The 13,475-nt window shown below is 48.0% G+C and carries 13 protein-coding genes; 5 read left to right on the plus strand and 8 right to left on the minus strand.

Going from position 1 to position 13,475, the window contains the following annotated elements:
* Window positions 1-168: 168 nt before the first annotated feature.
* From rfbB to prmB, 8 genes are all read right to left on the minus strand, one after another.
* Window positions 169-1,182 carry a dTDP-glucose 4,6-dehydratase gene (rfbB, locus tag BQ5809_RS00670; RefSeq protein WP_050792390.1) on the minus strand — a complete coding sequence of 338 codons (1,014 nt, stop codon included), beginning with the start codon at window positions 1,180-1,182 and terminating at the stop codon, window positions 169-171.
* Window positions 1,176-1,748 (minus strand): aminodeoxychorismate/anthranilate synthase component II, encoded by a 573-nt coding sequence (locus BQ5809_RS00675; protein ID WP_003785864.1) that lies wholly within the window; start codon window positions 1,746-1,748, stop codon window positions 1,176-1,178. Before BQ5809_RS00675 ends, rfbB begins: the two co-directional genes overlap by 7 nt.
* A gap of 74 nt (window positions 1,749-1,822) precedes the next feature.
* Window positions 1,823-4,090 (minus strand): Tex family protein, encoded by a 2,268-nt coding sequence (locus tag BQ5809_RS00680; RefSeq protein WP_003785863.1) that lies wholly within the window; start codon window positions 4,088-4,090, stop codon window positions 1,823-1,825.
* Window positions 4,091-4,121: 31 nt separating this feature from the next.
* Window positions 4,122-4,637 (minus strand): GNAT family N-acetyltransferase, encoded by a 516-nt coding sequence (locus tag BQ5809_RS00685; protein ID WP_003785862.1) that lies wholly within the window; start codon window positions 4,635-4,637, stop codon window positions 4,122-4,124.
* Entirely contained in the window at window positions 4,628-4,921 is a 294-nt protein-coding gene (locus BQ5809_RS00690) for a type II toxin-antitoxin system TacA family antitoxin (protein WP_003785861.1), read from the minus strand. Before BQ5809_RS00690 ends, BQ5809_RS00685 begins: the two co-directional genes overlap by 10 nt.
* Before the next feature lie 84 nt (window positions 4,922-5,005).
* On the minus strand, window positions 5,006-5,848 hold the full coding sequence (locus BQ5809_RS00695) for a DUF1294 domain-containing protein (protein ID WP_003785860.1): 843 nt from the start codon (window positions 5,846-5,848) through the stop codon (window positions 5,006-5,008).
* A gap of 39 nt (window positions 5,849-5,887) precedes the next feature.
* Window positions 5,888-6,232, minus strand: coding sequence for a DMT family protein (locus BQ5809_RS00700; RefSeq protein ID WP_003785859.1), 345 nt, complete (start codon window positions 6,230-6,232; stop codon window positions 5,888-5,890).
* A gap of 84 nt (window positions 6,233-6,316) precedes the next feature.
* Window positions 6,317-7,255: a 50S ribosomal protein L3 N(5)-glutamine methyltransferase gene (gene prmB / locus BQ5809_RS00705; protein WP_003785858.1), complete on the minus strand. Its 939-nt coding sequence runs from the start codon at window positions 7,253-7,255 to the stop codon at window positions 6,317-6,319.
* A gap of 110 nt (window positions 7,256-7,365) precedes the next feature.
* Here prmB and BQ5809_RS00710 point away from each other — a divergent pair, with 110 nt between their 5' ends.
* The 5 genes from BQ5809_RS00710 (at window position 7,366) to dinG (ending at window position 13,475) form a co-directional block, all read left to right on the plus strand.
* Window positions 7,366-8,220: an FKBP-type peptidyl-prolyl cis-trans isomerase gene (locus BQ5809_RS00710; protein WP_003785855.1), complete on the plus strand. Its 855-nt coding sequence runs from the start codon at window positions 7,366-7,368 to the stop codon at window positions 8,218-8,220.
* A 64-nt stretch (window positions 8,221-8,284) separates the two neighbouring features.
* Window positions 8,285-9,901, plus strand: coding sequence for a YdgA family protein (locus BQ5809_RS00715; RefSeq protein ID WP_003785852.1), 1,617 nt, complete (start codon window positions 8,285-8,287; stop codon window positions 9,899-9,901).
* A gap of 263 nt (window positions 9,902-10,164) precedes the next feature.
* Window positions 10,165-10,656, plus strand: coding sequence for a transcription elongation factor GreB (greB, locus tag BQ5809_RS00720; RefSeq protein ID WP_032827622.1), 492 nt, complete (start codon window positions 10,165-10,167; stop codon window positions 10,654-10,656).
* Between the two features lie 136 nt (window positions 10,657-10,792).
* Window positions 10,793-11,251: a hypothetical protein gene (locus BQ5809_RS00725; protein WP_003785850.1), complete on the plus strand. Its 459-nt coding sequence runs from the start codon at window positions 10,793-10,795 to the stop codon at window positions 11,249-11,251.
* Between the two features lie 82 nt (window positions 11,252-11,333).
* Complete coding sequence (dinG, locus tag BQ5809_RS00730) at window positions 11,334-13,475, plus strand: ATP-dependent DNA helicase DinG (protein ID WP_032827673.1); 2,142 nt, start codon at window positions 11,334-11,336, stop codon at window positions 13,473-13,475.

Consider the following 13,475-nt stretch of genomic DNA (forward strand, 5'->3'; position numbering starts at 1 on the left):
ATATTCGTTTTATTCCAAGGCATTGTGCTACTTTCATCATTCATGTTGGTATGTTGATGAGGGTTTACTGAATGGAATGTAAACGATGTCTTCGGGTTGTGATGTAAACTATGTTATCAGGTTGTACCCATTTTGTTCCCTCTCCTTTGGGAGAGGGAGTAGATTTGCTTATGGTGAAAACTGCGTCAAATACCATTCCACCGTTTTGCGAATACCTGTTGTAAACGTCTCTTGCGCTTGCCAACCGAGTTCGCGCTGGATTTTTTGCGTATCAATCGCATAGCGGACATCGTGCCCTGCGCGGTCGGCAACGTGTGTGATTAAATCGGCATAACGTGCTACGCCGTGCGGTTTATTGGGCGCGAATTGTTCCAATAAAGCGCAAATGGTTTGCACCACCGCCAGATTGGTTTGCTCGCTGTTGCCGCCAATATTGTAGCTTTCGCCCACTTTGCCTTGTGTGATGACTTGATGCAGGGCGCGAGCATGGTCGTCCACAAACAGCCAATCGCGCACTTGCAAGCCGTTGCCATAAATGGGAATGGGCTTGCCCGATAGCGCATTCAAAATCGTGAGCGGTATGAGTTTTTCGGGAAATTGATGGCTGCCGTAATTGTTGGAACAATTCGTGATAATGGTCGGCAAACCATAGGTGCGATGCCATGCGCGAACCAAGTGGTCGCTGCTGGCTTTGCTAGCGGAATAGGGGCTGCTGGGCGCGTAGGGCGTGGTTTCGGTAAACAGCGCGGCGGTGTCGGGCAAATCGCCATACACTTCATCGGTGGAAATGTGATGAAAACGAAAGGCGGCGCGTTGTGCAGGCTGCTTTTGTTGCCAATAATGCCGCGCAGCTTCAAGCAACGTAAACGTGCCAACGATATTGGTTTGAATAAATTCGCCTGCGCTGTGAATACTGTTGTCCACATGGCTTTCGGCGGCAAGGTGCATCACGGCATCGGGCTGATGTTGGGCAAACACGCGGTCTAGCTCGGCGCGGTTGATGATGTCCACTTGCTCAAACGCATAACGCGAACTGTGCACCACGCTGGCGATGTTTGCCAAATTGCCTGCATAGGTCAGCTTGTCCACATTGACTACGCTGTCTTGGGTGTGCGTGATGATATGGCGCACCACGGCAGAGCCAATAAAACCTGCTCCGCCTGTTATCAGGATTTTCATGATGCGAATTCGTCTAAAAAGTTACGCAGCATTTCGTGTCCGTATTCGGTGAGCAAGCCTTCGGGGTGGAATTGCACGCCTTCAATCGGGTAATCGCGATGACGTAAGCCCATGATTTCGCCGTCTTCTGTCCACGCCGTAACCAGCAAATGTTCGGGCAAGGTGGCTTTGTCCACTACCAAGCTGTGATAGCGCGTACAAACCACGGGGTTGGGCAGGTCTTTGAACACGCCTGTGCCATGATGATAAACGGGCGAAGTTTTGCCGTGCATCAGCGTTTTGGCGCGAACCACTTGTCCGCCAAACGCTTCGCCAATGGTTTGATGCCCCAAACACACGCCCAAAATCGGGATTTTGCCTGCAAAATGCTGCATGGCGGCAACCGAAATGCCTGCTTCTTTTGGCGTACAAGGACCCGGCCCGATGAGCAAATATTGCGGATTGAGCTGTTCGATTTCGGCGAGCGTGATTTCATCGTTGCAATACACGCGCACATCTTGCCCCAGTTGCGCCAAATATTGCACGATGTTGTAGGTAAAACTGTCGTAGTTGTCTATGAACAAAAGCATTTTTGAATGAACCTTTTATGATTTAGATGATTGCAGGCTGCTTTTTTTGTTATTTCAAAGCAGCCTGCACTTTGTTAGCGTTTCAATTTCGCAAACGCATCTGCCATTGCCGAATTAGTCGGTTGTTTTTCGCGCTGCGGTTTGCTGTTTCTGGGTTTGTCGTGGCGTTTTTCGGTTTGGGTTACGGTTTTTGCAGGCTGCTTTTCATCTTCCAAACGCATCGTCAGCGCAATCCGTTTACGCGCCGCATCGACTTCCAGCACTTTCACTTTCACCACATCACCCGCTTTCACCACATCACGTGGGTCAGCCACAAATTTATTGGACAGCATAGAAATATGCACCAAACCGTCCTGATGTACGCCAATATCCACAAACGCACCAAAATTCGCTACGTTGGACACCACACCTTCCAAAATCATGCCAACTTCTAAATCGCTGATTTCGTTCACACCTTCGGTAAAACTCGCCATTTTAAATTCACCGCGTGGGTCTCGCGCAGGTTTTTCCAATTCCGCCAAAATATCCATAATGGTCGGCAAACCAAAGCGTTCATCAATAAAATCAGTCGCTTTGATTTGCGATACTTTTTCGCGGTTGCCAATCAATTCCGCCGCGCTAATGCCTTGTTGTGCCAACATTTTTTCAACCACCGAATACGCTTCGGGGTGAACCGCGCTCGCGTCCAACGGTTCAGTACCGCCATTAATCCGCAAAAAACCAGCCGCTTGCTCAAAGGTTTTCGCGCCCAAACGCGGCACTTTCATCAACGCTTTGCGCGATTTAAACGCGCCATTTTCATCACGATACGCCACGATATTTTTCGCAAGCGTTTGATTTAAACCCGAAATTCGTGCCAACAACGGCGCAGAAGCCGTATTCACGTCCACACCCACCGCGTTCACGCAATCTTCCACCACCGCGTCCAACGATTTCGCCAACTGCGACTGGTTCACATCGTGCTGATACTGACCCACGCCAATGGATTTCGGGTCAATTTTCACAAGTTCCGCCAACGGGTCTTGCAAACGGCGCGCAATGGAAACCGCGCCACGCAACGACACGTCCAAATCGGGGAACTCCGCCGCCGCCAATTCAGACGCGGAATAAATAGACGCACCCGCTTCGGAGACGACAATTTTATGCAACCCATTTTCAGGCAGCATTTTGACAATTTCGCCCGCAATTTTGTCCGTTTCGCGGCTTGCCGTGCCGTTGCCAATCGCAATCAGTTTGACATTGTGCTGTTTAATCAGACGCGTTAAATCGGATAACATTTTGTTTTCTTGGTGCAAATACACGATGACGGTATCCACCAATTTACCCGTATCGTCCACCACCGCACATTTCACGCCGTTGCGATAGCCTGGGTCTAAACCCAAAGTCGGCAAACGCCCAGCAGGGGCAGCCAGCAGCAAATCTTTGAGATTTTTCGCAAAAACGGTAATCGCGTCCGTGTCCGCCAATTCTTTCAATTTGGAAAACGCTTCCAATTCCAGCGACAGAAAAATTTTCGCTTTCCACGTCAGGCGAACTGTATCGCGCAACCATTTATTTTCATTGGCAATTTGGAAATGATTAACGATGATTTTCTCGTAATCCGATTGCTCGGTAATTGGCGTTTCATCGGGCTGATATTTCAGCGAAACAGTCAAAATTTCTTCGTTGCGCCCACGCAAAACTGCCAAAGCGCGATGACTTGGCATGGCGCGAATTGGCTCGCGGTAATCAAAATAATCTTTGAATTTTTCGCCGCTTTCTTCTTTGCCTGCAATCACTTGCGCGTGAACTTGTGCTTCGTTCCACAATTTTTCACGCAACGCGCCAATCAATTCCGCATCTTCGGCGAATTGCTCAATCAAAATCGCTCGTGCGCCGTCCAAAGCAGCTTTAATATCAGGTACTTGCTCATTGATAAAAGGTGCAGCAAGGGTTTCGGGGTCGTTTTCAGGCTGCCTGAAAATCGCGTCCGCCAAATCTTGCAAACCGTTTTCACGCGCAATTTGTGCTTTGGTGCGGCGTTTCGGTTTGTACGGCAAATACAGGTCTTCCAGCGCGGTTTTGTTGTCGCATTGGTCAATGGCAGCCTGCAATTCGGGCGTAAGTTTGCCTTGTTCTTCAATGCTTTTGAGTACGGTGGCTTTGCGGTCTAGCAATTCGCGCAGGTATTGCAAACGCTCGGCAAGCGTGCGCAGTTGCGTGTCGTCCAATCCGCCTGTCGCTTCTTTGCGGTATCGCGCGATAAAGGGGACGGTTGCGCCTTCGTCTAATAATTCAATGGCTGCGGAAATTTGGTTTTCTTGTGCGCCAAGTTCGGTGGCGATGATTTGGTTGATGTTCATTCGGTTACTAACTTTCGTTAAAAAAAAGTTTTCAGGCTACCTGAAATAATTGTTTGACTGCTTTCATTGGTACAAATAATTTATGCGTTTCATCGCCAAAAGGCTGAAAAAAATCAAAGGATTGATAAAATTGAAGCGCATCATCGTCCAACACATCTAGCACAACGGCAAACGCTGGCAACCCCTGTTCGCTCGCTTGCAAGGCTTTTGCCAATGCTGCCAACAAAGCGCGTTTTCCTAAACCTTGCCCTTGAAAGCGTTTATCTACGGCGATTCGCGCTAATAAAACCACAGGCGTGGGATAATTTGGCAATTTTTCATCGCTGTGCAAATCACTTGGCTCAACCGTTTGCATGGCAAGTGTGAAATACGCCGCAATTTCCTTTTTCAAGCTGCCTGAATCGGCAAACACCCAAGTTCGGCTAATGCCTAATTTTTGATTTTTGACGGCAAACTGACGGATAAACACATTCATGCCGTCTTTGCCACAATCAAACGTGCGCGAATTGTGTTGCGATTTGTCCAATAATTCAATGCTTAACGCCATTTTGGAAACTCGTTATCCATGGATTGAATTTCGCTGATGAGTTTTTCAGGTAATCGCCAATTTTCGGCTTGTTCGCAGGCTGCTATGAAAGCGTTGTATTGCTGGTTACTTAATTGGATTTTTTGCTGTTCTTCCAGCACTTTGGGCGCGTTTTGACGGATTAGGCTATACAAATACGCGCTTAAACTTTGCCCACACGCTGCGGCGGCACGTTCGGCTAACATTTTAGTTTCGCTATCAATTTTCATATCAATGCGACTATCCATTTTTAATTCGGCTTGCATTTGGGTTCTCCTATGTTGTGTAGCACGATTATAGCAAAAGTACGGCTTATTTCCGTACTTTTTATTTCAAAGCAGCCTGCACTATCATTTCAGCCATGCCGTCAATTCGGGCATAAAATAAATCGTTGCACCTATATTGGCAATTACGGTTATCCAAAATGTTGTAACAAATTCTTGCTTGGTTGTTTTGTGATTAAATTGGTATCGTGCGATTAAACCGCCACACCAGCCGCCAACCAAGGCAAACATATGCAAATTATCTTCGGGTACGCGCCATTCGCCTGCGTTGGCAGCATTTTTGTCTTTTTGATACATCAAATACAGCGCCAACGATAGCCCTGCATAAATCGCAGCCAATTTGGGCAATCTAAACGCCACAATGCCTAACCAAAGCAGGCTGCACACCATGGCAATGCTGGCACGCGAATGAAGCGATTCTTCACGTTGGTTAATTTTGCGTTCGGCTAATTGGCGTTTACCCGATGTAACCACCGTTGCCGTCCAACGCTTGCCATCGTGCTTGGCTTTAACCAACACCGCTTCGCCCTCTTGTGGACGAAATTTGCCTTGATTGAGTGATAAATCGTTTGCATGAAAGAAAATTTGCTCTTTCATATTGGGAATTTGAATAAAACCGAAACCGCGGTCATCGTCCCATTTGATGATTTTGCCTTGTGTGAATTGGTCGATGTGTTTTGGTTGCGCTTTGGCTTTGCGCTCGGGCGAACTAACAGCAGTTGCTTTCCAACCTTTTTCATTTTGCACAGCAAGTAGTTGTACAGTTTCGCCAACAATCGGTTTAATTTGTGGCGATTGAAGCGCGTCAATGTGAAAGAAAACTTGTTTCTTGTCGGTCGTTTCAATAAAACCAAATGCGCATTCTGCATTCCATGATTTGATTTTTCCTTTGAATCTTTGTGGTGTCATTGTTTTTTCCTAAAATTTCCTGTTCAGAGCAGCCTGCACTCACTTCCTAAACGCAAAATAAACCGCACCCAAAATACACACGAAACTGAGCAAATAATTCAGCTTAAACCCTTCATTCAAATACCAAACGGCAAACAGAGAAAACACGGTCAGCGAAATCACTTCGTGCAAAATTTTGAGCTGGAACGGTGCAATCCCCCATTTGCTGCCAAAATGATTGGCTGGCACGGCAAAGCAATATTCCACTAACGCAATCGCCCAACTAATCAACACAATCTGCCAAATCGGCATTGGTGTCGCGTCAAGCTTGATGTGCCAATACCACGCAAACGTCATCAGCAAGTTGGATAGTGTTAGCAATAAAATCACGATTAACCAATGCATGATTCAATCCCTAGTCTAAGTGCAGGCTGCTTTGTAAACAAAAAGAGCAAAAGCAGCCTGCACTTTGTTTTACTTATATTACTATTACGCCTGCCCCAACAACTGCTCGCGTGTCAGCAAAAACACAAAGCCATCGCCACCGCTGGTTTCTAGCCACATAAACGGCAATTCTGGATAGGCACGTTCCAACACATCGCGGTTGTGTCCGATTTCTACCAGCAACACGCCTTGCGGATTCAGGAATCTTGCCGCTTGCAACAAAATTTGTCGGGTCGCGTCCAAGCCGTCTTCGCCGCTGCCCAACGCCAATTCGGGTTCATGCAAATATTCTTCGGGCAACTCGGCAACCGATTCAGCATCAACATACGGCGGATTGGAGATGATTAAATCGTATGTGCCGTCCAAGCCTTCAAATAAATCGGTGTGGATTAGGTTGATTCGGTCTTGCAAGCCGTAGTCTTCCACGTTAATGGCGGCGACTTCTAGCGCGTCCAAGCTAATATCGACTGCGTCAATTTCGGCGGCTGGATAATGCTCTGCCATTTGAATCGCCAAACAGCCGCTGCCTGTGCATAAATCCAAGGCGCGATGCACCAATTCTGGGTACTCAATCCATGGCGATAGCGGCACGCCAAGCAATTCGTAAATAAACGAACGCGGCACAATCACGCGCTCGTCCACATAAAAATCAAAATCGCCTTGCCACGCTTGGTTGGTTAAATAGGCAACAGGCACACGATTGACCACTCGCGCATAAATTTTGTCCAACAAGATTTCTTTTTCATCGTCCAACAATTTCGCGTCTAAATAAGGGTCTAGCGTGTCCAATGGCAGATTCAGCGTGTGCAAAATCAAATAAGCGGCTTCGTCATGCGCATTATCACTGCCGTGTCCAAACGACAGTTGCGCTTGGTTAAAACGGCTAATGGCAAAGCGCAAAAAGTCGCGCACAGTGTGCAGGCTGCTTTGTGCTTGTTCAAATAAATCGGTTAATTCGGTGTTGGGATTAGGTTGGTTTGACATGATTTTTGTGTAAGTAAATGAAAAATCGCATTATAGCTGCTTTTATCTTATAGACAAAAACCGTTATAATCCGCGCTTTATTTTTTCGAACAAGAGAATCGAGAGACATCATGAAAAAAACCATTTTGGTAAGCACTTTGGCTGGCGTGTTGGCGTTGGCAGCCTGCAATCCTAATCCACAAGGTTCAAGCAACGCAGCAGCAAGTGGCGCAGCCAGCACCAGCGCATCTGCCCCTGCTGGTTTGGAAACCAACGAGAAACAATTAAGCTATATGTTGGGCTACGAAATGGCAACTCAAATGGGTTTGTCTGAATTGAAGAAAAACGGCATTCAAATTGACAACAGCGTGATGTTGTCTGCGATTGAAGACCAAGTGGCAAGCCGCCCATCAAAAGTAAGCCAAGAGCAAGCGCAAGCTGTGATGCAAGCCATCGCGCAACAAATGCAGGCTGCTGCCGACAAAAAAGCCACCGAATTGAAAGCAGAAGGCGAAAAATGGCTGGCAGACAACAAAGGTAAACAAGGCGTGCAAACCACCGCTTCTGGCTTGCAATATAGCGTGAAAAAAGAAGGTACAGGCGCGCAAATTGCCAAAGGCGACTTGGCTGCCGTGCAATACGAAGGTCGCTTGACCAATGGCGAAGTGTTTGACACCAACAAAGGTGGCGAAGATTTTGCTGTGCCAGTGGTGGACAACACTGTAATTAAAGGCTGGATTGAAGGCTTGCAACTGATGAAAGAAGGCGGCGAATACACCTTGTATATTCCTGCTGACTTGGCTTATGGCAATCAATCGCCAAGCCCAAAAATCCCAGCGGGTTCGGTTTTGGTGTTTGACATCAAAGTCAATAGCGTGAAAAAAGGCGAAGGCGCGAAAATGATGCAGCAAATGGAAGCGGCACAAAAAGCCCAAGTAGATGCAGCCAAAGCCGCACAAGGCGCAGCCGCATCAAAAGCACACTAATTAACTAAACCCTTACACAGCCAAAGCAGCCTGCACATATTCATGCAGGCTGCTTTGTGCTATCATGCACCTGTTTTTGATTGTATTTTGGTCTTTGATTACCATGAAAAAAGTTTTAATTGGCAGCACCATTGCAGCCTGCACCGCGCTGGCTTTGGCAACGCCTTATTATTTGGGCGGACAAGCTCAAAAAAGCCTAGAAATCCAACATCAAGCCTTGGCGAACACGTTTTTCTTTGACGTTGTATCGCACAACTACGACCGCGGTTGGTTCAGCTCCACCGAAACCACCGTAATTCGCTTTCACCCCACCGTGCTGGCAAACATCAGCGCACAACTTCCCGACAACATTAAAACCATTCTATCGCAACCCATCACACTGGTTAATCACGTTAAACATCAACCCTTTGCCAACGGCATCAAGCCCGTTCGCGCTGTAGTGGATACCGATGTCCAATACGAAGCCAGCGTACAAAAAACCTTGGCGCGATTTTTTGGCGAACAAGTACCGCTGCGTTTGCATAACGTGATTGAACTGGACGGCTCTGGCACGCTCAACGTGCAATTTGCGCCAATTGAATACGAAGAATTGTCGGGCATTAAGCTCAACTGGCAAGGTATGACGGGCGATGTACGTTATGACGAGCATTTCAATCAATATCGCACCCAATTTGCCATGCCTGCGCTCAACGCGATTTTGGCGGACAAAGGCAGCCTGCAACTGACCAACTTGCAATTTCAATCCGAAACTTCGTTGGCAAGCAATGGCAAAACCACGCTCGGTTCGTCCACCACCACGCTGGATAAAGCCGAATTTGTTTGGAAAGACCAAGTAAACTACAACGTGCGCCTAAACGAACTCATCAATATGGTGAGTGATTTGCAAATTGGCGCGTTCATCAACCCCAACGGCACGATTGCACCTAGCCATATTTCGGTAGATAAATTTAGTTACGCCACCAAAACCAGCGAACCCGAAACAGGCTTCATTCAATCCGAAGGGCAATTTACATTCGCGCAACTGAATTATGGCGACAAAAAATACGGCCCACTCAACATTGACGTAGCCGCCGAACATTTGCACGCCGATAGCTTAAACGCGCTCAAAACGCGCTGGCAACAAATTGCCGCCAGCAAACCTGCCGAGCAAGAATATCAGCAACAACTGTTGGCAGCCGTTCGCAACGAAGGCGTAGGCATTTTTACCAACAATCCTGTGTTTAAATTAAAAGCGTTTGATTTGACCACGCCAACTGGGCATATCAAAGCCGCAGGCAGCCTGCACTTGAACAATATGCAGGCGAGCGATTTAAACGATTTGTCGCCCTTTGTTGCCAAAATGAAAGCGCAGTTGGATTTGAACATTTCGCAAAACTTGATTGAAGACTTTGCCGTACAGCAAACACGCGGCTTGTTCACGGTGGAAGACGCGACCAGCGAGCAAGAACAGCAAGAAATCAGCGACACCATCAAACTACTGACCGTGCAAACGCTGGACACCATGACAAACGATGGCTACATCAAGCGCGAAAATGGTGCTGTGCAAACCCAGTTGAATATTGCGGATAACAAAATCACGCTCAACGGCAAGCCATTCCAAACGCAATCGGACGAAGATTTGTTTGCAGGCATTGAGGCGGACGATGAAGTGCAGGCTGCTTCTGCTGCGTCTACGCCGTAAATCCATAATATAAAAAACAAGTGCAGGCTGCTTTGAAACGCATGAAAAAGCAGCCTGAGACCTTTGCAAAACCCCAGATTTGAGTGCAGTTCAAAGTGATAGCATCGCAGAACGCGCAGATAATATTGAAATATTTTCAAGCGTTCGAGAAGCGCATCACGAAGAAATGCGCCAAAGATGGGGTTTTGCAAAGGTCTCAGCCTGCACTTTCCTATCCATTGCGTAGTACAATCATGCCATTTGAATGATTGGGACAAACCTTTATGACCGACACCCCCAAAAACTACATCACGCCCACAGGTCATCGCCGTTTGCAAGACGAGCTGTATCAACTGGTACACAAAGAACGCCCCGAAATCGCGCAAATTGTGAACTGGGCAGCCAGCAATGGCGACCGCAGCGAAAACGGCGATTATTTGTACGGCAAACGCCGTATGTGCGAAATTGACCGCCGCATTCGTTTTTTGACCAAACGGCTAGAACACGCGCTGGTTGTCAATCCCGAAACACGCGAGCCGACTGACCAAATTTTCTTTGCGGCAACGGTTACGCTAGAACGCGGCAATGGTGCAGAACAAGTGGTTAAAATTGTGGGCGAAGACGAAATTGATTCGGCACAAGGCAAAATTTCGTGGAAATCGCCATTGGCGCGTGTATTGATTAAGGCGCGAGAGGGCGATACGGTTTGGCTCAACACGCCAGACGGACGCGAGCAAATTGAAATCTTAATCGTAGAATACATTGCGATTGAGTAACTTATAGTGAATTAAATTTAGATTAGTACAGCGTTGCCAACTCCCTTATGTACTAGATGTACACGGCGGTCGTTGTCGCCTTGTCCTAATCTAAATTTAATCCACTATACTTTCATCAACCAAACAAGGAATCATCATGAAAAAAGCATTATTGGCATTACTTTTGGTAAACGCTGTGCCTGCATTAGCAGAAAACGCGCCTGCACAACCGACGTTGTACACAGGCACGATTATGGTAGAAAACAGACAGCCTACTATCAACAATAAAACCGAATTTTCACGCAGCAAGCGCGAATCGTTTTGCTGGCTGGTGCAAAATACCGACACCAGCACCGCACCCAACATCAACGAAACCTTTGTTAGCCCACAAGCAACGGAATTTGAGATTAGCGTTTCCCAACGATTTCAGCAACTCAAAACCACTACTTCGGCCGATAAAACACAGCACAGCATTCAATATGTACTCAACACGCCCAACTTGCAGCCGTATAATTGCTGGACGTTTACGCCAAGCGACCCTATCGGTGAGTACCGCTTTACATTGAAAGTAAACAACTTCGTTTTCCCTGAACAAACGTTCCAAGTAACGCCTTAACTTCTGTTTTCAAATATTGCAGGCTGCTTTTTTTGCAACAAAACAAAAGCAGCCTGCAATGTTTATCACACAAAAAATCATCATGCTAACCGACCTAGAAAAAAACGCCATTCGCGACCACTATCGCGCCATTTCTGAAAACTTGCCGCAATTTCGCCCACGTCCAGCGCAGCGCGAAATGATTGCAGCAATCGCCAATGCGTTTTCGCGCACGCTATCACGCAAAGAAGGCAGCGAAGAAGCCCCAAAGCGCGAGGGCGAAAGCATTGTGGTGGTGGAAGGCCCAACAGGCGTGGGCAAGAGTTTGGCGTATTTACTGGCAGGCGGCATTATGGCTCAAACACGCGGTAAACGCTTGGTGGTATCCAGCGCGACCGTTGCGCTGCAAGAACAACTGGTGGGGCGCGATTTACCGTTTGTGGTAGAAAAAAGTGGCTTGGAATTGAGTTTTGCCATTGCCAAAGGGCGTGGGCGATATTTGTGTCCTTACAAACTGTATCAGCTCACTCAAACCAACGCGCAACAAAGTTTTGAGGGCTTTGAGCAGCCTGCAATCTTGTGGGACACCAAACCCAAAAAAGAAGATTTAGACGTATTACACGATTTGGGCAACCGCTTTGCATCGCGTCAATTCAATGGCGATCGCGACACTTGGGCAGAAAAAATAGACGATGCACTGTGGGCAAAAGTGACCAACGACAACCACGGTTGCTTAAAATCCGCCTGCCCCAATCGCGCCGAATGTCCATTTTTCTTGGCGCGAGACACGCTGGACACGGTGGACGTGGTGGTATGCAACCACGATTTGTTGATGGTGGACATCAGCATGGGCGGTGGCGTGATTTTGCCTGCGCCCGAACAAAGTTTTTATTGCATAGACGAAGCGCACCATTTGCCCAAAAAAGCACTCAACCAATTTGCGGCGGAACATTCTTGGCTGCAAGCGGTGTGGACGCTAGAAAAGCTGCCTGCACAAACCGCCAAAATCGCCCTACTCTGCGACAAAGCGGATTTGGCAAACTTGGCAGACGAAGCGGCAAACAGCTTGCTCGATAGCCTAAACGAATGGCAATTTCATCTGCAAGACGAAAGCAGCCTGCAACCTGCCGATGACGGACACGAAAGCATTTGGCTGTGGGAAAACGGAGAAATCCCCGAAGAATTGACCACACTGGTTGGCAACTGCCATGTTGCCGCCAGCAGCCTGCTCAAACACGTTTATGGTTTACGCGATGCACTCTCTGCTGCACGGCGCGACAAAGACCAAGACAGCGCGCAAATTGACCGCGCCGCTACCGATTTTGGTATTTTTGTCGCCCAATGCGAAGAAATCGCCGATTTGTGGGAACTGATGTCCACCACACGCGCCAGCGAACAAGACGAACCGCTTGCCAAATGGATAAGCCAACGCCACGACAACAATCGCACCGATTGGTCATTTCACGCCAGCCCGATTAGCAGCGCGGCGCATTTGGCGAATCACTTTTGGCGCAAAGCCGCTGGCGTGGTACTGACTTCTGCCACGCTGCAAAGTTTGGGTAATTTCAATTTGTTACTGCGCCAAACAGGGCTGCAATGGCTGCCGCAAACCAGCACATTGGCATTGAATAGCCCATTTAAATTTGCCGAACAGGGCGAGCTGTATTTGCCGCCGATTATCGCCAGCCCCAAAGACAACATCGCCCACACCGAAGAAGTCGCGCAATGGCTGCCCAAACTCATCAGCGAAGACGCGCCCATTGGCACGTTGGTGCTGTTTACATCGCGCAAACAAATGCAAGACGTTGCCCTGCGCCTGCCGCCCAGCCACTTGCCTTTTGTGTTGATACAGGGCGAGCAGTCCAAAGCCAAATTGCTGGAACAACACCACGCCGCCATTGCAGCAGGCAAACCGAGCATTATTTTTGGCTTGGACAGCTTTGCCGAAGGGCTGGATTTACCAGGCAATGCGTGTGTTCACGTTATTATTGTGAAACTGCCGTTTTCCATGCCCGACAATCCCATAGAAAAAACGCAAAGCAACTGGATTAAACAGCGTGGCGGCAATCCGTTTATGGAAATTACCGTGCCAGAAGCCAGCATCAAACTGGTGCAAGCCGTTGGGCGATTGATTCGCACCGAAAGCGATTACGGGCGCGTTACCATTTTGGACAACCGTATCAAAACGCAACGTTACGGACAACAATTATTGGCGTGTTTGCCGCCGTTTACGCGGATTGGGTAG

Source organism: Kingella kingae ATCC 23330, from assembly GCF_900111845.1.
Taxonomy (GTDB): domain Bacteria; phylum Pseudomonadota; class Gammaproteobacteria; order Burkholderiales; family Neisseriaceae; genus Kingella; species Kingella kingae.